This is a genomic window from Thioalkalivibrio sp. ALMg11, assembly GCF_000377905.1.
Taxonomy (GTDB): Bacteria; Pseudomonadota; Gammaproteobacteria; order Ectothiorhodospirales; family Ectothiorhodospiraceae; genus Thioalkalivibrio.
This window is the reverse complement of sequence record NZ_KB898882.1, coordinates 1-21,470: the sequence shown is the minus strand read 5'-3', so window position 1 is coordinate 21,470 and position 21,470 is coordinate 1. Positions and strand designations below refer to the sequence as shown.

The 21,470-nt window shown below is 62.0% G+C and carries 17 protein-coding genes and 1 pseudogene; 10 read left to right on the top strand and 8 right to left on the bottom strand.

What is annotated here, in order from left to right; translation table 11 throughout:
• Nucleotides 1-695: 695 nt before the first annotated feature.
• Entirely contained in the window at nt 696-1,628 is a 933-nt protein-coding gene (locus tag D578_RS0114225; protein WP_018950597.1) for a carbohydrate kinase family protein, read from the top strand.
• Nucleotides 1,629-2,005: 377 nt separating this feature from the next.
• Here D578_RS0114225 and D578_RS0114220 read toward each other — a convergent pair whose 3' ends face one another.
• The 3 genes from D578_RS0114220 to D578_RS0114205 form a co-directional block, all read right to left on the bottom strand.
• Entirely contained in the window at nt 2,006-2,260 is a 255-nt protein-coding gene (locus D578_RS0114220) for a type II toxin-antitoxin system RelE/ParE family toxin (protein WP_018950596.1), read from the bottom strand.
• Nucleotides 2,257-2,517 (bottom strand): type II toxin-antitoxin system Phd/YefM family antitoxin, encoded by a 261-nt coding sequence (locus D578_RS0114215; RefSeq protein WP_018146344.1) that lies wholly within the window; start codon nt 2,515-2,517, stop codon nt 2,257-2,259. The genes D578_RS0114220 and D578_RS0114215 overlap by 4 nt, the downstream gene beginning before the upstream one ends.
• An 888-nt stretch (nt 2,518-3,405) precedes the next feature.
• Nucleotides 3,406-3,882 (bottom strand): YbhB/YbcL family Raf kinase inhibitor-like protein, encoded by a 477-nt coding sequence (locus D578_RS0114205; protein WP_018950594.1) that lies wholly within the window; start codon nt 3,880-3,882, stop codon nt 3,406-3,408.
• Between the two features lie 115 nt (nt 3,883-3,997).
• Here D578_RS0114205 and D578_RS0114200 point away from each other — a divergent pair, with 115 nt between their 5' ends.
• Nucleotides 3,998-4,435: a hypothetical protein gene (locus tag D578_RS0114200; RefSeq protein ID WP_018950593.1), complete on the top strand. Its 438-nt coding sequence runs from the start codon at nt 3,998-4,000 to the stop codon at nt 4,433-4,435.
• Nucleotides 4,436-4,719: 284 nt separating this feature from the next.
• Nucleotides 4,720-5,679, top strand: a complete 960-nt coding sequence (locus tag D578_RS0114195) for a patatin-like phospholipase family protein (protein ID WP_018950592.1) — start codon at nt 4,720-4,722, stop codon at nt 5,677-5,679.
• 967 nt (nt 5,680-6,646) lie between these two features.
• Here D578_RS0114195 and D578_RS0114175 read toward each other — a convergent pair.
• Nucleotides 6,647-6,901: a Smr/MutS family protein gene (locus D578_RS0114175; protein ID WP_018176544.1), complete on the bottom strand. Its 255-nt coding sequence runs from the start codon at nt 6,899-6,901 to the stop codon at nt 6,647-6,649.
• A 19-nt stretch (nt 6,902-6,920) separates the two neighbouring features.
• Nucleotides 6,921-7,406: a universal stress protein gene (locus D578_RS0114170; RefSeq protein ID WP_018146349.1), complete on the bottom strand. Its 486-nt coding sequence runs from the start codon at nt 7,404-7,406 to the stop codon at nt 6,921-6,923.
• Nucleotides 7,407-7,547: 141 nt separating this feature from the next.
• On the opposite strand from D578_RS0114170, the gene corA reads away from it, so the two are divergent.
• The 6 genes from corA (at nt 7,548) to D578_RS15750 (ending at nt 19,622) form a co-directional block, all read left to right on the top strand.
• Nucleotides 7,548-8,630: a magnesium/cobalt transporter CorA gene (corA, locus tag D578_RS0114165; RefSeq protein ID WP_018950588.1), complete on the top strand. Its 1,083-nt coding sequence runs from the start codon at nt 7,548-7,550 to the stop codon at nt 8,628-8,630.
• 800 nt (nt 8,631-9,430) lie between these two features.
• Complete coding sequence (locus tag D578_RS0114160; RefSeq protein WP_018950587.1) at nt 9,431-12,943, top strand: DNA methyltransferase; 3,513 nt, start codon at nt 9,431-9,433, stop codon at nt 12,941-12,943.
• Between the two features lie 62 nt (nt 12,944-13,005).
• Complete coding sequence (locus D578_RS15755) at nt 13,006-15,111, top strand: ATP-binding protein (protein ID WP_081617389.1); 2,106 nt, start codon at nt 13,006-13,008, stop codon at nt 15,109-15,111.
• A gap of 484 nt (nt 15,112-15,595) precedes the next feature.
• The gene (locus D578_RS0114155) at nt 15,596-16,585 is read left to right on the top strand and encodes a restriction endonuclease (protein WP_026289370.1); all 990 of its coding nucleotides are present in this window, start codon (nt 15,596-15,598) and stop codon (nt 16,583-16,585) included.
• Between the two features lie 49 nt (nt 16,586-16,634).
• Nucleotides 16,635-17,669, top strand: a complete 1,035-nt coding sequence (locus D578_RS0114150) for a nuclease-related domain-containing protein (RefSeq protein ID WP_018950585.1) — start codon at nt 16,635-16,637, stop codon at nt 17,667-17,669.
• A gap of 1,770 nt (nt 17,670-19,439) precedes the next feature.
• The gene (locus tag D578_RS15750) at nt 19,440-19,622 is read left to right on the top strand and encodes a type II toxin-antitoxin system RelE/ParE family toxin (RefSeq protein ID WP_081617388.1); all 183 of its coding nucleotides are present in this window, start codon (nt 19,440-19,442) and stop codon (nt 19,620-19,622) included.
• Here the strand turns inward: D578_RS15750 and D578_RS0114145 are convergent.
• From D578_RS0114145 to D578_RS0114135, 3 genes are all read right to left on the bottom strand, one after another.
• The gene (locus D578_RS0114145) at nt 19,608-20,300 is read right to left on the bottom strand and encodes a transposase (protein WP_026289369.1); all 693 of its coding nucleotides are present in this window, start codon (nt 20,298-20,300) and stop codon (nt 19,608-19,610) included. The two genes, D578_RS15750 and D578_RS0114145, sit on opposite strands and share 15 nt — an antisense overlap.
• A gap of 81 nt (nt 20,301-20,381) precedes the next feature.
• Nucleotides 20,382-20,651, bottom strand: coding sequence for a Txe/YoeB family addiction module toxin (locus D578_RS15745; protein ID WP_081617387.1), 270 nt, complete (start codon nt 20,649-20,651; stop codon nt 20,382-20,384).
• Complete coding sequence (locus D578_RS0114135) at nt 20,626-20,904, bottom strand: type II toxin-antitoxin system Phd/YefM family antitoxin (RefSeq protein ID WP_018864398.1); 279 nt, start codon at nt 20,902-20,904, stop codon at nt 20,626-20,628. Before D578_RS0114135 ends, D578_RS15745 begins: the two co-directional genes overlap by 26 nt.
• Before the next feature lie 316 nt (nt 20,905-21,220).
• On the opposite strand from D578_RS0114135, the pseudogene D578_RS15035 reads away from it, so the two are divergent.
• Nucleotides 21,221-21,444 (top strand): annotated as a pseudogene (locus tag D578_RS15035) (hypothetical protein).
• The last annotated feature ends 26 nt before the right edge of the window (nt 21,445-21,470 follow it).

Below are 21,470 nucleotides of genomic sequence, written 5' to 3'. Positions count from 1 at the left end.
CGTGGCGATCTCCACCCAGAACCACCGATCCCGCCGCACCGCCCGCTTCACCCGATTGCCGCGGCCCCTGCAGGGCCTTGCAATGACGATGGCCCTTTCTCCGTCATTGCGAGGCCCCGTGAGGGGCCGTGGCACAAAAGCGCGCAGCCCATTGAACGGCCGCAGGCCGGCCCGCAGGGAGAGCGAAGCGAGTAATCTCCGTCCGGAACCACCGCATCCGGAGCGTGGACGCATTGCCAGCTTTCGGAGATTGCTTCGTCGCTACGCTCCTCGCAATGACGGGATCGAACACGCGGGAAGAAATTCGTCATTGCGAGGAGCCGAAGGCGACGTGGCAATCTCCCAAGGCTGACACCGAAGGGGGGTCCGTTGGTTCCGGCCGGAGCGTCTCCACTACTCGTCATCCCGGACACCGCGCAGCGGTGATCCGGGATCTCCCAAGGCGGCACCTCTGACATCGTAGATCCCGGCTCTACGCTTCGCTTCGGCCGGGATGACAGACGATGAAATGGCCGCGAGACCCCAACCCCCCGACACCCCCGATTTGTTGTTTTGCGCCCAAATACTTACCCTATGCACATCGCACGACCCGACATCGGCGCGCAATCAACGCTTTCAGCGCGCGCCACGGGACGTCCTGTGCTGCCTTCAAGGCCACGCACGACAACGATTTCAGCCAACGCTAAGGAGCAACAATGTCCGCACTGATCTGTGGGTCCATGGCCTACGACACCATCATGGTGTTCCCCGATCGCTTCAAGAACCACATCCTCCCGGACAAGGTGCACATGCTGAATGTGTCCTTCCTCGTCCCGGACATGCGCCGCGAGTTCGGCGGCTGCGCCGGCAACATCGCCTACAACATGAAGCTGCTGGGCGCGGACCCGACCGTCATGGCCACCGTGGGCGGCGACTTCACCCCGTACGCCGACTGGATGGACAAGCACGCCATCTCGCGCACGTTCGTCAAGGAGCTGAAGGACACCTACACCGGTCAGGCCTTCATCACCACCGACCAGGACGACAACCAGATCACCGCCTTCCACCCGGGCGCGATGGGCTTCTCGCACCAGCAGAAGGTCACCGACGCCAACGGCATCAAGGTCGGCATCGTCTCCCCGGACGGCCGTGACGGCATGATCGAGCACGCCCAGCAGTTCGCCGACGCCGGCATCCCGTTCATGTTCGACCCGGGCCAGGGCCTGCCGATGTTCGACGGCGACGACCTGAAGCGCTTCATGGAGAACGCCACCTACGCCGCGTTCAACGACTACGAGGCGCAGCTGACCGCCGACCGTACCGGCCTGAGCCTGGAACAGCTGGCCGAAATGGTCGACGCCATGATCGTCACCCGCGGTGGCGAGGGCTCCGACATCTACACCGGCGGCAAGAAGATCACCATCCCGTCGGTCGAACCGGCCGCGATCAAGGACCCGACCGGCTGTGGCGACTCCTACCGCGCCGGCATCCTGTTCGGCCTGGAAAAGGGCTACGACTGGGAGACCACCGGCCGCATCGCCTCGCTGATCGGCTCGATCAAGATCGCGCACTCCGGCACCCAGAACCACCACTTCACCGCCGAAGAGTTCGCCGACAAGTTCGAAAAGGCCTTCGGCTACCGCTACTAAGCACCCCGCCGCCCCGGGCACCCGCCTGGGAACGCAAAAGGCCCGGACCGAGTTCGCTCGGCCCGGGCCTTTTTTGTGACTGGATGGCGCCAACAACGCCGCCACCCCCTGCCCGCACCAACCGCACCCCCCGTCATCCCGGCCGTAGCGAAGCGAAGAGCCGGGATCTCCAACGCCAGGCCCACCCCCAGCGCCCGAGATCCCGGATAACCGCTTCGCGGTTTCCGGGATGACGCCGTCTTCCAGACCGCCGCAAGCCTTGGCCCCCTGTGGGGGCATCAGCGTAGGCGCGTGCTTGGCGGCGAAGCCCCTGCCCGCGTCCGGCTCTGGCAGGGGCTTCGCCGCCAAGCCGGCTCCCACAAGACATTCCTACAGGGCTATTCGCCGTAATACGTACGCGCCCGGATCACGATCACCAGCAACTGCTCGTCCCGAATCGTGTATAGCAGACGGTCCTTGTAGCTGATCCGCAGGGAGTAGTACCCGCGCAGATCACCAACCAGCGCCTTGCCACAGTACGGGTCGACCGCCACCCGGTTGCGCAGGATCTGCTTCACCTTGTCACGCAGCTTCGGCGTCAGACGCCGTAAGTCCTTCTCGGCTTGACGGGTAAACCGAATGGTCCAGGTCACTGCTTCTCCCCGAACACCTCCTCGAATCCCAGCGTATCGCCTTCATCCGCCTCGCGGCGGCCCTGCTCGAATTCCTGCCGGAAGCCGGGCTCGGAGAGCAGCTCCAGGGTCTCGATCAGGCTGGCGTACTCGTCTTCCGACATCAGCACCGCATCGCCGTTGCGATGCCGGATATGGTAGATCGCGTGCTGTTCGTTCACGCCCTTGATCAGATCGAACAGACCCTTGCGGGCCTCGGTAGCCGTCAGCGTCGTCATCGCCAGTCACCCGAAACGTACATAAAGTGGTACATATCGTGCGCCCGCCGCACAACCCGGTCAAGACCGAACGGCCCGAAGCGGGGAAAGGGGCCCCTGTGGGAGCGTGCTTGCACGCGAAGCCCCTGCCCGCGCCAGCCATCCACCCCCGTCATCCCAGCCGCAGCGCCATACCCCGTCATCCCAGCCGCAGCGCCATACCCCGTCATCCCGGCCGTAGCGAAGCGAAGAGCCGGGATCTCCAACGCCAGCCCAACCCCCAACGCCCGAGATCCCGGATAACCGCGTTGCGGTTTCCGGGATGACGCCATCTTCCAGACCGCCACAAACCTTGACCCCGCCTGTGGAAGCACCCCTGTGGGAGCGTGCCTGCACGCGAAGCCCCTGCCCGCGCCAGCCACCCCCGTCATCCCGGCCGCAGCGAAGCGAAGAGCCGGGATCTCCAACGCCAGCCCAACCCCCCAACGCCCGAGATCCCGGATAACCGCTTTGCGGTTTCCGGGATGACACCATCTTCCAAACCGCCGCAAGCCCTAGTCACACCTGTGGGAGCATCCCTGTGGGAGCGTGCTTGCACGCGAAGCCCCCGCCCGCGCCAGCCACCCACCCCCGTCACCCCAGCCGCAACGCCATACCCCGTCATCCCGGCCGCAGCGCAGCGAAGAGCCGGGATCTCCAACGCCAGCCCAACCCCCAAACGCCCGAGATCCCGGATAACCGCTTTGCGGTTTCCGGGATGACACCATCTTCCAGACCGCCGCAAGCCCTAGTCACGCCTGTGGGAGCATCCCTGTGGGAGCGTGCTTGCACGCGAAGCCCCTGCCCGCGTCCGACTCTGGCAGGGGCTTCGCCGGCAAGCCGGCTCCCACAAAAAATCCCTGCAAGGTGTCAGCCCCGCTGGTAGGTACCCACCAGTCGATTCATGCCGATTACGTGGGGCTCGGCGTGTTCCAGGAACTGCCACAGGGTCAGGCCGGGCGGTAGCTGCAGGTCGGCGTCCAGCGCCAGCAGCCAGAAGAAATAGTGATGCTTGCCATGCCCCTCGGGCGGCATCGGGCCACCGTAGCCGGTGCGGCCGAAGTCCGTCTGGCCGGTCGCGCCCAGATCGGTCGCTTCGGGGAGGCCATCCAGGTCCGGCGGCAGGTTGTACAGCACCCAGTGCACGAAGCCGTAGGTACCCGGCTGGATCAGCGGCGCATCCGGGTCGTGGCAGATCACCGCCAGGGACCGGGTACCCTGCGGCACGCCCTGCCACCGCAAGGCCGGCGAGGTGTCCTCGCCCTCGCCGCTGTGGCGTTTGGGGATCGGCTGGCCGGGGCCAAAGGCGGAACTCGACAGCTGCATCTCGGACAGTGCAAAACCCATGACGTACTCCTTTCCATTACCTACCCGCACGGTAACGCCGCCGACCGCCAGCCTCCAAGCCACCACGTGAAGGCCGGCGCTTGCAGACCGCGGACGGCACACGGATGATCCGCGCATGCGCAAGCTACTGAAGAAATGGCTGGGCCGGCGGGATCCGCTGGAGTCCGCCGCCCAGGCGGTGGACCGCGGCCGCGCCGGCATCGAGACCGTGCTGGGGCTGCCGCACCGGTTGTCGGTACCGCTGTTGCGGCGCCACTTCGGCGGCGACGCCGAGCCTTCCGACGCCACCTTCCGCGAGACCGGTCGCGACGGTTACTGGAAGCTACCGCCGCCCGCCCCCGAGTTCGAAGTGCACTTGTACGGCGACCCGGACGGCCGCCTGACGCTGGGCACGATCCGCGGGCACGGCCCGTACGCCGGCCTCGTAGTCTTCAGCGAATGGTCGCCGGATCACCCCGCCGCCGTGTGGCAGCTGCGGGTGGAAGAGCCGGCCGGCGAGTCCGCCCAGGCCCTGCACGACCACCTCCTGAACCCGAACCGTTCCCCCGAATAGCACGCATCGCCGCATACCATCCGCCCCGGTAGGAGCCTGCTTGCAGGCGAAGCTCCCGCCAGAGTCGGACGCGGGCAGGGGCATTCGCCTGCAAGCAGGCTCCTACCGTGAGACCCATTCGCTGGAACCGGGCCTTCAGGCTGGAAAAACCCGATCACACCCCCAACATATCCTTGAAGCCAACCGAATCCGGCAGCTCCGCGAATCGATGATGGGCGTGCTACGGAAAACCGCAGCGCACGCCCGTCCATTTCCCAACACTCCATACAGGCACACCGGCAACCATGACGCGAAAGCCCCAGTCCATCTCCCTGGTCCTCGGCAGCGGCGGCGCCCGCGGCCTGGCGCAGATCGGCGTGATCCGCTGGCTGGAGGAACACTCGGACTACGAGATCCGCTCCATCGCCGGGGCATCCATGGGAGCGGTGGTCGGGGGCATCTACGCCGCCGGGCAACTGGATGCCTACGAGGCATGGGTCAAGTCGCTGCGGCGCCAGGACGTCTGGCGGCTGCTGGACTTCTCCTTCCGTGGCGCGGGGCTGATCCGTGGTGACCGCCTGATCGAGAAGCTGCGCGACATGCTCGGCGACATGGACATCGAGGACCTGCCGATCTCGTTCACCGCCGTGGCCACCGACATCGAGCGCGAACGCGAGGTCTGGCTGAACAGCGGCCCCCTGTTCGACGCGATCCGCGCTTCCATCGCCATCCCCACCGTGTTCACCCCGGTGCGCCACAAGGGGCGGCTGCTGGTGGACGGCGGCCTGCTGAACCCGGTCCCGATCGCCCCGACCCTGAACGACGACACCGACATCACCCTGGCCGTCAGCCTCAACGGCCGCGTCGGCGAAGAGCTGATCCGCCCCGAGCGCACCAAGGCGCCCGACCCGGACCGGGAGGAACCCGACAGCGGGTTCCTCAACCACCGCCTGACAGACGCCCTGCCCGACCGCGTCGGCACCTGGCTGCAGGACTGGCAGGACAAGCTGGGCCTGGGCGAGACCGACCCCGGCCTGAGCCGTGAGCAGGAAGCCCACGCGCTGGGCATGATCGACATCGTCTCCCACTCCATCGAGGCCATGCAGGGCACGATCGCGCGCTTTCGCATCGCCGCCTACAACCCCGAGCACCTGATCGAAGTCCCGGTCAACGCCTGCGGCATATTCGACTTCCACCGCGCCGCCGAAATGATCGACCTCGGCTACGAACTCGCCGACCGCAAGCTAGGCCACCAGAAGCCGTAACCCCCCCCGGTGGGAACATCACTGTGGGAGCGTGCTTGCACGCGAAGCCCCTGCCCGCGTCCGACTTTGGCAGGAGCATTCGCCCGCAAGCACGCTCCTACAGAACCCCACCCAATATCCTCCCGGCCATCGCCCCCACCCCCGTCATCCTGGCCGTAGCGCAGCGAAGAGCCGGGATCTCCAACGCCAGCCCAACCCCAACGCCCGAGATCCCGGATAACCGCTTTGCGGTTTCCGGGATGACAGCCCCTTCCCGGCCGCCAGAAACATCCATCACCCCTGTGGAAGCCCCCCTGTGGGAGCGTGCAGGCACGCGAAGCCCCTGCCCGCGTCCGACTCTGGCAAGGGCATTCGCCCGCAAGCACGCTCCTACAGAACCCCACCCCATATCCTCCCGGCCATGGCCCCCACCCCCGTCATCCCGGCCGCAGCGCAGCGAAGAGCCGGGATCTCCAACGCCAGCCCAACCCCAACGCCCGAGATCCCGGATAACCGCTTCGCGGTTTCCGGGATGACAACCCCTTCCCGGCCGCCAGAAACATCCATCACCCTGTGGAAGCCCCCTGTGGGAGCGTGCTTGCACGCGAAGCCCCTGCCCGCGTCCGACTCTGGCAAGGGCATTCGCGTGCAAGCACGCTCCTACAAAACCCCACCCAATATCCTCCCGGTCATCGCCGCCACCCCCGTCATCCCGGCCGTAGCGCAGCGAAGAGCCGGGATCTCCAACGCCAGCCCAACCCCCAAAGGCCCGAGATCCCGGATAACCGCTTCCCGGCCGCCAGAAACATCCATCACCCCTGTGGAAGCCCCCCTGTGGGAGCGTGCTTGCACGCGAAGCCCCTGCCAAAGTCGGACGCAGGCAGGCGCCGACAGAACCCCAAACTGTAGGAGGCCAGCCTCTGGCCGATCGGAGCTGGACATGCCCAATCGGCCAGAGGCTGGCCTCCTACAAAAAGGAATCCACGGATCAGTGCTTGAAGTGCACGAACAGCCGCCCGTGGTTCTTCGAATCCTTCTCCAGGCGGTGATAGCGCGCCTTGACCTCCGGCTGCTGCAGAAAGCGCAGCACGCGCTTTTTCAGCTGCCCGCTGCCCTTGCCGTGGATGATCTCCACCGTCTTGATGCGCTTGTCGCAGGCCGCCTCGATCACGCCGTTCAGCTCGGCGTCGATCCGGCGGCCATTGCGGAAGCACTCGTGCAGATCGATCGACAACCGCGACATCGCGAACCCCGCGCGGGACTCAGTTCACCGTCACCACGATACAGCGCGCCAGCTGCTGCACCTTGTGCGAGACACTGCCGGAGAGCAGCCCCTGCAGGCCCCCGAGCCCACGCGAGCCCATCACCACCATGTCCACGTCGTGATACTCCGCCTGCTGCAGGATCACCTTGGCCGGGGAGCCGTCTTCCACGTGGTGCTCGATGTCGGTCACGCCCAGATCGGTGAAGTATCCGTGGGCCTGCTCGATCAGCTTCTTCGCGATATCCCGCAGCACCTTCGGCGGCACCGCGGCGCCCACGGCCGCACCGCCCGCTGCCAGCGGCGGGTCGTTCGGGTCCGGCAGGTCCGAGAGCTGGCGGATATGCGGCGGCACCTCGCCCTGCAGCAGCACGCTGACCAGCACCACCCGGGCGTGATACTTGGACGCCAGATCCGCGGCCACTTCCACCGCCCGCCAGGCGTTGGCGGAACCATCCACCGGCACCAACATGGTCTTCAGTTCCATACCGCGCTCCTTGTTCCTCACCCCGTGGGACTCGCCCGCTTCCGCAGCCGTTCAGTCGCCGCCCAGACTGCCAGACCTGCACCCCGCGCGCACCACTTTTCAGCACCCTATACTGAGCAAAAAATCCGCACAGGAATCGCGATGACCCGCCTGTTCGAAAAGACCTACCTCAAGCCCGGCGCCGCCCCCGGTCACGGCGCCCACGCCACCGAACACCCGCACGCGGGGGACGCCACCGTCTCCGCCTGGCACTACCATCGCGAGCAGCTCGTCGAGCTCGACCCACAGCGCACCCTGCGCGAAGGCGTGCAGGCCCTCGACGGCGGATTCGTCTGGCTGCACCTGCAGGGGGCCCCCAGCCCGCGCCAGTTGCACGACCTGGGCGAGGCCTTCGACCTGCACCCGCTGGCGCTGGAAGACGTGCGCCACCAGGGCCAGCGCCCCAAGGTGGACTTCTTCGACGCGCAAATGGTCGCCATCCTGCGTCAGCCGCGCCATCACAACGGCAACATCGAACTCGACCAGCTCAACCTGTTCGTGGTGGGCACCCACCTCGTCATCAGCATCCACAGTGGCGCGGCCGACCCCTTCGGACCGGTCCGCGAACGGATGCGCAACGCCAACCGCAACTTCAACCGGCTAGGCGCCGCATACCTCGCCTACGCCCTGATGGATAGCGTGATCGACCAGGCCTTCCCGGTGCTGGAACACATCAGCGAACGCCTGGAAACACTGGAAGAGACCGTCCTCGACCAGCCCGACCGCCACACCCTCAACGAGATCCACATCCTGCGCCGCGAGCTCCTCGTCCTGCGCCGCCAGCTCTGGCCCACGCGCGACGTGGTCGCCCGCCTGATGCGCGACGACCTCGAACCCTTCACCCCGGAGCTGTTCCCGTACCTGCGCGACGCCTACGACCACACCATCCAGATCATGGACCTGCTGGAGTCCTACCGCGAAATGGCGGCCACCCTGATCGAGGCCTACATGTCCGCCATCAACCAGCGCTCCAACGACGTCATGCGCGTGCTCACCATCATCGCCACCATCTTCATCCCGCTCACCTTCATCGTCGGCATCTACGGCATGAACTTCGAACACCCCGACAGCCCCTGGTCCATGCCCGAGCTCTACACCTACTACGGCTACCCCATCCTGCTCGGCATCATGCTCGCCGTCGTCGGCGTCATGCTCTACCTCTTCCGCCGCCGCGGCTGGCTGTAGCCCCCCGCACCCAACCCATCATCGCGAGGCCGCAACGCGACCGCTCCCCGCTTCCACACGACTACCGCCCCACCGTCTTCCCCGGCCTCGCCAAACACCCCCTGCAGGAGCCCGGCCCTCCGGGCGATTGCGGCATCTCCACCACCCCATCCGTCAAACGGCTGAATTCCTACAGCACGCACCCCCAGACCCTCGTCATCCCCACCGCTGCGCCCCACCCCGTCATCCCGGCCACACAGCGTTAAACCCCGCCATCCCGGCCGTAACGCCCCACCCCGTCATCCCGGCCGCTACGCCAAACTCCGTCATCCCGGCCGCAGCGCCACACCCCGGTCATCCCGGCCGCAGCGCCACACCCCGTCATCCCGGCCGTAGCGCAGCGAAGAGCCGGGATCTCCCACGCCAGCCCAACCCCCAAACGCCCGAGATCCCGGATCACCGCTTTGCGGTTTCCGGGATGACACCATCTTCCAGACCGCCACAAACCTTGGTCACCCCTGTGGGAGCGTGCCTGCACGCGAAGCCCCTGCCAAAGCCGGACGCGGGCAGGCGCCGACAAAACCCCAACCCATATCCTCCCGGCCATCGCCCCCACCCCGTCATCCCGGCCGCAGCGCAGCGAAGAGCCGGGATCTCCCACGCAAGCCACCCCACCCGCACCATCCAAACCCCACAAACCCCACAAACCCCGTCATCGCGAGGCCGCAACGCGGCCGCGGCGATCTCCAACCGAAGCCACACACGACAACACCGCCCCGCATCGGTAAGGTAGCCCCCAAACGAAAACGGACCTTCGTCACATGGAAGTCACCCCGGGCAACCCGGCCCACGCCGCGTTCTTTGATCACGAAACCCCAACGCCCCTGGCCGCCCCCGAGCAGGTCGAGGCGTTCATCGAGCGCTGGCGCGACACCGGCGGCTCCGAGCGCGCCAACTACCAGCTCTTCCTCACCGAGCTGTGCAAGCTGCTGGAGCTTCCCCACCCCGACCCGGCCAGCGACGACACCCGCGACAACGCCTACGTCTTCGAACGCCGCGTCACCATCCGCAACCCGGACGGCAGCGAGAACCGCGGCTACATCGACCTCTACAAGCGCGGTTGCTTCGTCCTGGAGGCCAAGCAAACCGGCCGCTCGCTGGATACCGACGGCTGGGACCGCGCCATGCTCGCCGCGCAGAACCAGGCCGACCAGTACGTGCGCGCCCTCCCGGGCGACGAGGGCCGCCCGCCGTTCATCATCGTCACCGATGTCGGCCGCTCCATAGAGCTGTATGCCGAGTTCACCCGCTCCGGCGGCACCTACGTCCCGTTCCCCGACCCGGGCCACCACCGCATCCGCCTGGAAGACCTGCGCCAGCCGCACATCCAGCACCGCCTGCTCCACCTGTGGCAAAGCCCGGATGCCCTGGACCCCGGCAAGCACGCCGCGCGCGTCACCCGCCAGGTCAGCGACCGCCTGGCCAAACTCGCCCGCTCACTGGAACAGGATGGCTACGCCGTCGAACGCGTCGCCCACTTCCTCAAGCGCTGCCTGTTCACCATGTTCAGCGAAGACGTGGAGCTGCTGCCCAAGGCCAGCTTCACCCACCTGCTGGAACGCCTGCAGGAACACCCGGAACACTTCCCGGACTCCATGCGCAGCCTGTGGGAGACCATGAACACCGGCGGCTACGAAGGCCAGCTGATGCACAAGCTGCAACGCTTCAACGGCGGCCTGTTCCAGGACATCGACCCGATCCCGCTCAACGCCGACCAGATCCAGCTCCTGATCGACGCCGGCCGCGCCGACTGGCGCTTCGTCGAACCCGCCATCTTCGGCACCCTGCTGGAACGCGCGCTGGACCCGCGCGAACGCCACAAACTCGGCGCCCACTACACCCCGCGCGCCTACGTGGAACGCCTGGTCATGCCCACGCTCATCGAGCCCCTGCGCCGCCAATGGAACACCGTGCAGGTCGCCGCCGAGGCCTGGCTGCAACAGGGCAAGCGCGACAAGGCCCTGGCCGAACTCAACGGCTTCCACCACCAACTGTGCAAAAAACGCGTACTCGACCCCGCCTGCGGCTCCGGCAACTTCCTCTACGTCGCGCTGGAACACATGAAGCGCCTCGAAGGGGAAGTGCTCAACCTGATCCGCGACCTCAGCAGCGGCCAGGCCGCCTTCGACACCGAAGGCCTCACGGTGGACCCGCACCAGTTCCTCGGCCTGGAGCTCAACCCGCGCGCCGCCGCCATCGCCGAAATCGTCCTGTGGATCGGCTACCTGCAATGGCACTACCGCATCCACGGCCGGCTCGACCTGCCCGAACCCATCCTGCGCGACTTCCACAACATCGAGAACCGCGACGCGCTCATCGACTTTGACGCCCGCGAACCCATGCGCGACGAGCACGGCGAACCCGTCACCATCTGGGACGGCATCAGCTACAAGAAAAGCCCCGTCACCGGCGAACTCATCCCCGACGAAAGCGGCCGCACCACCGTCTACCACTACAGCAACCCGCGCCGCGCCGAATGGCCCCCAGCCGACTTCATCGTCGGCAACCCGCCGTTTATTGGCGACAAAGCCATGCGTCGCGCCCTGGGCAATGGATACGTCGACGCCCTACGCGCCGTTTGGTGCGAACTCCCAGAATCAACAGACTTCGTCATGTACTGGTGGCACATCGCCGCCGAGACCGTCCGCAAGGGTCAGGCACAGAGCTTCGGCTTCATTACCACCAACAGCCTGCGCCAGACCTTCAACCGGCGGGTGATCGAACCGCACCTCGGTGATAATAAGCAACCACTATCGCTCGCTTTTGCGATACCGGATCACCCTTGGGTGGATAGCAATGATGGCGCGGCGGTTCGCATCGCCATGACTGTCGGAATGGCAGGTGACGCACCGGGACTACTACGAAAAACTGTCAAGGAGCAAAGAGATGGAGACGACAGCCGCTCAGTTGAGCTCAGCGCTCGTCGTGGCAAGCTTTTTCCCGACCTTACTGTCGGCGCCAACGTCGCCGGTTCTGGAAAGCTAACTGCGAATGGAGGGGTGTCTTCAAATGGCGTGATGCTTGCCGGTTCCGGATTTATCGTCACGCCAGAGCAAGCCGCCATGCTCGGTTACCCAGACAAACCAGGAATTCAGAGTGTCATACGGCAATATCGCAATGGGCGGGATCTCACACAAAGGCCTCGCGGTGTCTTTGTGATCGACCTTTATGGTAGGGACCTTGATGCCATACGCACAAACTTTCCGGAAATCTACCAGTGGGTTTACGAGCGCGTAAAGCCTGAGCGGGACAACAACCGGAGAAAGAAGCTCAAAGAGAAGTGGTGGTTGTTTGGCGAAACTCGCGTTACGTGGCGTGGTGCCAGTGTTGGCCTCTCCCGTTACATCAGCACTGTCGAGACTACCAAACACCGACTATTTTTCTTCCTTGAAGCTGCCATATTGCCTGACCACATGCTTGTGAACATTGCCAGCGATGCGCCGCCCCTTTTGGCGGTTCTGGGGAGTCGAGTTCACGTCGTATGGTCTCTCGCGGCGGGTGGTCGGCTGGGCGTAGGTAATGATCCCCGCTACAACAAGACCCGCTGCTTCGAGACCTTCCCCTTCCCGGAACTCGACGACCAGCAGGCCGCTACCATCGGCGACATCGCCGAACGCATCGACGCCCACCGCAAGGCGCGCCAGGCCGAACACACGGACCTCACCCTTACCGGCATGTACAACGTGCTGGAAAAACTGCGCGCCGAAGAACCGCTGACCGCCAAGGAACGCACCATCCACGAACAAGGCCTCGTTTCCCTCCTGCGCGAACTGCACGACGACCTGGACCGCGCCGTCTTCGAGGCCTACGGCTGGAACGACCTCGCCGACCGCCTCGTCGGCCGCCCCGGCGCCACCACCCCGCTGCCGGACAAACCCGCCGACCAGGCCGAAGCCGAAGAAGAACTCCTCGGCCGCCTCGTCGCACTCAACACCGCACGCGCCGCCGAAGAAGCCCAAGGCCACATCCGCTGGCTACGCCCCGACTACCAGGCTCCCGAAGCCACCCAGACCACCGCCACGCTGGAAGCCAAACCCGAGGCCGCCGCCGAGACCACGACCGAACCGGCCAAAAAGCCCACCTGGCCCAAATCCATGCCCGACCAGGTCGAAGCCGTCCGCCGCCTCCTCGCCATCGGCCCCCAAACCCCAGACGCCCTGGCCAGCCACTTCAAGCGCAAACCAACAAAGTCGATCACCCAGGTCCTCGCCGCCCTCCAAATCCTCGGCCAGGCCCACCACGAGACCGATAACAACCATTGGCGCCTGACATGACCATCGACCAACAGCTATAAGCCAAAGGCAAGCCCTACGGGCATCCTTTAGAGGAAAATCATATGGATTTGAAAATTACAGATAATTATACGAAACCAATGGTGCGTGTTTTTATCATGCTTGCCGGGTTACTCTGCGCAGTGCTTATCTCATGGAAGTTTACTGGATCTCCTCTTCCGCAAGACCCCCAGTACTCAATAGTTTTCCAAAATGCTCTTTTGTTAATTGTTCTTGGCTCCGCCATCTTGGAGCATTTCTTTACAAAACCCGCTGATTCAATGATTAATTCGCTAATGGCCGGCATAACAATGTTTGGCGTATATCATGTATCACCTACACCGGCATGGTGGGTTGTCTTTTCTTATTGCTTGTTCGTTTTCTTAATCTCAACTATTTGCGTTGCAACATCAGGAGGACGGGGTGCTGGCGACACTGCCTCGGTCGTAAATAGCCGACTGTACAAACCCGCCATTGTTCTGGGTCGGTCTAGGCTGATTTTCTCCATAGTATTTTTGTTTGGAATCTACTCATTTTATTCAATACAATCCCAACTAGCTGTTTATCTAATAGTATTTTGGGGTGTATTTATGGCCATATGGCCACTAAACATTCCTCAATTTCTATCCTCAATGAGCTTTAGAGCTCAAGAATCCACTCAGCCGATTGGCAAGCTACTCAGACTGGATAACCCCGGAATCTTTAGGTTTGCTATAAATCAAAATACTGATTGGGATATGGGTAAGCCGCTAATCTATCAGAGAGTGGATAAAAGCCAGCAATGGATCTTGCCATTATATTCGCACCTTAATGACGAACGAAGAATAGGAACAGCGATGCTTTTGGGCGCTGTTGAAGATCTAAGGAAAGGGTTAGCTGATGGTCACATTTACGAGCCAGAGGAAGAGTTAAATAACGATGCCGTAATGAATCTTTTGGGAGAAACCACTCAAGCCAAGCTAATTGGTTTTGTTGCAGAAGATTCATCAATTGGACGGATTAGGCTTGAAGTCCAAGCAGACAGCTCATGTGCAGATGGAATGCTTATCTGGTGCAAAGTCGATGGTGAAAGGGTTTACTATCAGGTTTCTGCTGGCACAACGATTGAGGAAAACCTAGATGGTGACAAGCATGGTTATCAAATTGCCTATGCAACTCAGTTAGGAACTTTAAAAGACGGAGCGTTCAAAAAATTTGACTGGCTTCCAAATATGAACGCACCAGTTTTCTCCTTAGCTGAGGGCAGTATTGACTTAAATCACGCAACCAAACACGCTAACGATTTCCAGTTCGGTAACATTCCAAGATCAAATATCCCTGTAGTTGGTGATTTTGTTGGGAATTTCAATTTCCATACCGCCGTTTTAGGTGTAACGGGTTCAGGCAAAACAGAGTTTGCGTTTGATATAATAAGGCATTCGGTCGCTAGCGGAATCAAAGTAATCTGCATTGACCTTACTTCACAATACAAAGGCCGATTAGCGGACTTGAACCCCACTGATCTTTCAATTCAAGAGCAAACTTCAGTAGATTTAAGTCAAAAGCTTTTTGAGGTCGAAACAGGGCAGTATGGTGCGGGAAATGAGAAAAAGGCACTGAAAACATTTAGCGACCAGATAAGAATCGATGTAGATTCTCAACTTAGAGCCTTTATGTCTGATGACCATAACAGCCTAGGGTTAATTCAGTTGCCCGAAATATCGAATTCGCAAGCTTCTATTTTTATCACTGAAATTTACATGTCATGTTTATTGAACATTGCCAAGGAAGGTTTTGGCGATAACTCCAAGAAAGTTCTGGTCGCGGTAGAAGAGGCGCATACGATAATGCCTGAACCGGCAACAATGGGTGTGTCAGACTTTGCCTCCAAAAGTCTAGTTGCAAAAATTTCACAGATTGCACTACAGGGAAGAAAGTATAATGTCGGTCTTCTAATTTTGGCTCAAAGAACAGCGAATGTTAGCAAGACGGTACTAACTCAGTGTAATTCCATTGTCAGCTTTGCATGTTATGACGATACCAGCATTAGCTTTCTGAAAAATGTGTTTGGTTCAAGTTGCGCGGAAATGGTCCCTAACCTAAAGAAACTTCAAGCGGTTGTTTTTGGTAACGTAGTGAAATCGGAAAGGCCGATCGTTGTTGAAGTTCCGTATGACAATAATAAAGTTTAGTGTTAGACCATAACCATAGGGGGCGGACTACGGTACCCGACTGCGTCAATGCCAATTTAAGAATCATGAGGACTGAGTCAAGGCCTTATAACGCGCGTTTTGGGCTCATATAAAACAGAACCAGAGGAGTCGAACCATACCTTTTGCCTCATGGCAGCCGATAGACATCCAGGGTGCCTAGGAGGTCAGATCTTACTTGCCAATAACTGGGTCGGACCACGGTAACAAGCCGTATTAACAAGGCTTTCTTCACATGAAGGGATGTTTAAGGGCCTTAGACTGCTCATTTCGGTCCAGAAACGGGCGCTTGGGGTCGCTCAGGTATGTGCCGTCCCCGCGAAGGCGTAACTGGGAAACGGCGGGCACGATGCTGGGGATCAGGCCTTACCTGCTGCCCCGACGATGCCAGTGCCCTGCGTACTCGGAATTGGTAGCCGCCTTTTGATACACGAGAAATAACGAGTCACACGAGATGACAAAACAGATGTGGATGGTCCGCGCGGGCCGCGGCGGTCGGCAAGCGGACGAGTTTCTGGAGAAAGGACTCGTCGGGATCGGCTGGGAGAGCCGCGGTGACCTGCGCCAGTTTCCGGACAAGGCGGCGCTGGTTGAGGCGTACCGGGAAGGGTTTCCGGATTGGTCGGACGGCCGGCTTCAGGGGGCAGCGAGCCAGCTGATTCGGTTCCGCGACGAGCTGAGCGTGGGAGATCGTGTGCTGACCTACGATTCCAGCCGGCGTATCTACCACTTGGGTACGCTGACCGGTGATTACGCCTACGACCCCGACGTTCTACCGCCCTGTGAGAACGTACGTCCTGTTAAATGGGAAGCCGAGCTGGACCGGGACCGGTTGTCCTTATCGGCGCGCAATTCGCTGGGATCCACACTCACCCTATTCCGCGTGCCGGACGCCGTTCGCGATGAGCTGGAAGCGCTTGTCGCGGGGCAGACACCTTGGCCGAGTGCCGAGCCGACGGACGATGAAGGCGAGGACGAATCCGCCCTGTTGCGACGCTACCGCGAGGAAGCGGTTGAGATCGTAAAAGACCGCGTGAGCCGGTTGGGCGCATACGAGATGCAAAGCCTGGTGGCAGGGCTGCTTCGTGCGATGGGCTACAAGACGCGCGAATCCGCCCCCGGGCCGGATCGCGGGGTGGACGTGATCGCGTCACCCGACGGCTTCGGCTTTGAGTCACCCCGCATTGTGGTGGAAGTGAAGCATCGGCCGCACACGGCCATGGGGGCTCAGGAGATCCGCAGTTTCCTGGGCGGCCGGCACGGGGAGGATAAGGGCCTGTACGTGAGCACGGGTGGCTTCAGCAGGGAGGCCCGCTACGAGGCCGACCGCGCGAAGATCCCATTGATGCTGATGGACCTCGACGGCCTGGTGACGGCCCTTATGGAGCATTACGATCATACGGATTCCGAAACCCGCGCCCTAGTCCCGATGACGCGCGTCTACTGGCCCACGTAGGCTGCGCCGCCAAGTCGCGTAGTCCCAGCAATTCAGTTCAGGAGCTTCGATGATTCTCAAGGAGAAGGAAGGGCCAAGCGGTCAGGATGAACGCTCAAAGGCCGGGCACCAGCAAGAACAGGACGTGGCGTTCTACCTGCGGCGCGAATTTGGCGACGATGAGACCGTTCGGATCATCAACGACCTACGTATCGAGCATAACGGCGAACGCGCGCAGATCGACCACCTGGTTATACACCCGTACGGGCTCGTGGTGATTGAGTCGAAGAGCATCTACGGCGAGGTAAAGGTGAACGGCCACGGGGAGTGGTCGCGCAGCTACCGCGGCGACTGGTACGGGATGCCGTCGCCGGTCCGGCAGGCGGAGCTGCAAGAGGCGCTGGTGAAGGATCTCCTGCGAGCGAATGTGGAGAAATTCCTCGGCCGACTGCTGGGCCTCCAAACGCAGATTGGTGGGCGCGACTGGAGAACGCTTTGCGCCGTATCCAGCAGCGCGATCCTCCACCGCGACGACATGCCTCGTCCGATCGCGAATCAAGTGGTGAAGAGCGAGTTCGTCGCGGAGAAGGTGCGCGAACTGGTCGGCTCGCGGGCGAAGGGATTGGTAACCGTCAAGCCGCGCTTCAGCCAGAAGGAGATCGAAGGGATCGGAGACTTCCTGCTGCAAAGCCACCTCGGACAAGGTGCAAAGGCGTCAGCCGTGGCCGAGTCGGACCCGCAGGTACAGGAGCCGTCCGCTTCGGCTGCGCCCGAGCCAGCTCCCAAGGCACAGCGACCGCGCATGCCAGAGCCCCAACCGGCCCAGGCCGCGCCCACGCCGGTGACGAAACCAAGCCAGGCATCCACGCTGGCCTGCAAGAACTGCGGCGAGCAAAACAAGCTGACAGGCATGTATGGCAAGTACGGCTACTACGCGCACTGCGACTCTTGCGGCACCAACACCTCAATGAAAGTGCCCTGCCCCGCCTGCCAGTCACGCAAGGTTCGAGTGACCAAATCCGGCCCAACCTACACCAGCGCCTGCCAGGACTGCCCCCACGAGTGGGTGGTATTCGAGCAGCTTGCTAGTCCCGGCCAAGGTTAGACGTTTGAAGTTGACTCCTACAAGCACCGGGGTCAGACCTTGTCTCTGGTCTGACTCCCCAGAATGTCGGATGCAGGACGTTCGGCATCAAATCGAGGGTGTTTTGTTCGGGCAAGCAAAAAAAGCAAGGCCTGACCCAGTAGAGCGCGTACCTTCATCCAATATCGGTGCGCGCAATCTAATCACTGTTAAGACGACACACTGAGTAAGGTTGGAAATGTCAAATAGCTTAGTTAATCGGCTGATCATTTTTATCGCGCGAAAGCTTCGTATTGCGCCAGGTGTTGCCCACGTCCTGCTTCTAGTCGTTGTCAGCACTGGGTACGGCGCTATGAATCCAGATGGATTTGAAGCATTCACCGACCGAACCTTCATCCTCATCTGGGTGGGGATTTGCTCTCTTGTAGTTCTAGCTACTTGGCTAACCAAAGGCGAGTACAGGAAAGTCTGGTGGCGCGCCGGCCCGTGGCTGCAGTAAACAAGCCACGCGACGGCCCGGGGTCGGAAGAGCCTTCAATAACGGGGTCGGACCACGGTAACGGACTGACGTGGAAAGGCTTTTCGAATTTGAATGGCTAATTCAGGGCTTTAAACCGCCCATTCCGGCCCATAAATGGGCTCTTGCTCTGAGAGAGGATCCCGCTCCGGCACCGCAAAGGGGATCGGTAGGGTCTCGGGCCCGTCCGACGGATTGCCGCGGCCTCTGCGAGGCCTCGCAATGACGCTATCTCAGCCTTCCCTTCCCCTTCCGGTCCTGACGACGCGTAGCGTAATCTGTTGTAGGAACGGAGTAGCACAAAAAAGGAGACAGACATGGGGCTTTACGATCGCGACTATGTCCACGAGAAAAAAACGTCCCGTAACAAGAAACCGACGGGTGATCGAACCGGGGGAACATCCACATTTAGTGCTGAAGCCCGCCGGACTCGCCCCGCTCAGACGTCGCACTCAACAACCGGAGCCCCACCCAGTCCAGACTGGAAGGCGATCGTCCTATGGGCCTCCCTCGCCGCGAACGTGATGCTTCTAACGGCCTTGTTCATCCTTCACGGAAGATAGGATTGCTCGGGATCGGGCCGAAATACTGCCGGCCACAGGGAAGTCCCACAGGGAAGGGGTCGGACCACCGCAACATACTGAATTACCGCGACTTTCCGGATCCGAAGGACTGATTCAGGGCCTTACACGGCGCATTTTGGCCCATAAATGGGTTCTTTCTCTGAGATCGGACCCCGCTCCAGCACCGCGAAGGCAACCGGTAGAGTCTCGGGCCGCTCCGACGGATTGCCGCGGCCTCTGCGAGGCCTCGCAATGACGGCGCTTCGGGAATCAGGCCTCAAAGAGGACGCCTACGTTTACACGCCCCACCCCGGTCATCCCGGCCGTAGCGAAGCGTAGAGCCGGGATCTCCCCGGTCGGGAAACACTCGGGCACCGATCACACCCCCAGCCGCGTGGATCCCGGATAACCGCTGCGCGGTTTCCGTGATGACCAGACAATGTCATCCATGATGGGTCGGACCACGGTAACGGACGCGCGACGGGGTCGGAGGGCGGTAATGGAATCCCGGCATAACGGGGCCGGACCACGGTAGCGAACAAGAGGACACCCACGTTTCATCGACGGCGCGCCCGGGCCGAGTTTCTGGAGCGCGGCCTGGAATCCGCGCGCAATGCCCGTGTAACAGGTGAGTACTACCCGGCCCGTTGGTGCTGGACGATCTCGACCGTGTGTTGAGCAACCAGTAGCCCGTCAGCGGGAGTCTCAAGGATGAATTACTCGGTACGCTTCACGGCGCGAGCGCGCGAGGACCTCCTGCGGCTTGTCGCCTTCCTAGCGGAACGCGACCCGGCAGCCGCTGCCCATGCTGGAGCCGCCATCGGTGAGGCGGTGTCGCTACTGAAGCGCTTTCAGCAAAAAGGGGACAGATTTATTTTCTCATGTCTGACGTGACGGCGGACGGCCTGGACGCCGCCGCTCAACGCGACAGCCGATGATCTGCTCCACCTCATCCACAAAACGCTGGTTGCCGGTGAGTTGGCCGCGCTGCAACGCCTCGCGCATCAGCGACAACTCCTGCTCCGGGACGCCCTGCTCCACGAACCGCGCATAGCGGACACGTCGTTCGGCGTTGTCATCCGCGAGCTCGCGATACGCCGGGTCGAGATCGATCCAGCACTCCGCCTCGCCCATGCGCTGGCGGTAGCTGGACCAGGGGTACGCTCCGGCGGCCGGCGCCATTTGCGCTCGTACGGGGTTCAACTCGATGTAGCGCGTACAAGCAAGAAGATACGTCTCTGTCTGCACCGGGCTGGACTTGTAGCGCCCTTCCCACAACGTACCGGAGCGCCCTTCCAGTCGATTGCGATACCGCGTGGCACGCGCCGCCAATGCCTTCATCAAGCGGCCCATTGCAGCCACTTCTTCGCCTGGCCCCAGCAACAGGTGCACGTGGTTGGTCATCAGGCAGTACGCGTACACCCGAATGTCCAGCGCACTACTCAGCTCCCGCAGGTCCTCCAGGTACCGCTCGTAATCCTCGTCCTCCGCAAACACGACCTTCCGATTGTGCCCGCGCTGCACCACATGGTGCGGCATATGCGGCAACACCACTCGCGCCATCCTTGGCATACCTCTCCTCCTGCATCACCGCCGCATCCTCGCGGCCGAAAATAAATCTGTCCCCGTTTAAGTCCCGCGGACGTCAGAGGTTCAGAGCCTGTCGTAATGGCCACCGATGGCGAAGATGTAGATGGCTTGATCGTCGAAGCGGTAGATCAGGCGGTCCCTGGCGGAGAGACGTCGGGACCAGAAGCCCGAGAGCGAATGCCGAAGGGGCTCCGGCTTGCCGGTCCCCGTGGCCGGGTCATCACGCAGCATTTCCTTGAGGATTCGGCGCAGGGCTCGATGCAGCTTTGGATCGCGCTCACGGAGCGTTTCGTACGCCGCCCAGGTATTACCCTCGAATACCAGTGATCTCATCCATCTCCCCTTCCGTGGGACGGTAGCCTTCTCCCTTCCGATGGGTAGCGGCCGAATCGGCGATTTGCTGCATCAGGCTGGAGTTCTGCAGGACGTAGAGCGTTTCCTGCTCCCGCTCCCAGTCATCCGCACTCATCACCACAAAGGCCTCACCCGCTCGGCGCGTGACCTTGAGCGGCGTGTGCGTAGTGACGGCCTCTTCCACGAAGGCCTTCAGGTTCTCGCGAAACCGGTTCACGCTGACTGTTTCCATGCCCGACCTCAAACGTACGGAAGTACCGTACAACTATAGACATCCTTCAGGTTCGGTTCAATTGCGTCTTCCGGGCCATCGTGACCGCCCATTCCGATCGGCGGAGGAAGGGGACACCCACCTTTCCGATCCGATCCGGCAACGCCAATGCGACGGGCAAGCTCTCGGGCGGATCCGGGAGATTGCCGCGGCCTCTGCGAGGCCTCGCAATGACGGGCTGACGGAGAAAGAAGACAGGCACGGCCATGAGCGCTCGTTCCCGCCCGCAGAGGTCGCCGACTTCCTCTACCAATCACTCGCTACGCTCGCCTTTCGGATCAGCGATGCCTTTCGGGACCAGGTGGAGAAAATCCTTGGCGCAGGAGAGACACTGTCGGCCTTTATCGAGGATGGCGTTCGCCACGAGATTGATCGACAGCGCGCCCGGGCCGAGTTTCTGAAGCGCGGCCTGGCATCCGCGCGCAATGCCCGTGTAACAGGTGAGTACTACCCGGCCCGTTGGTGCTGGACGATCTCGACCGTGTGTTGAGCAACCAGTAGCCCGTCAGCGGGAGTCTCAAGGATGA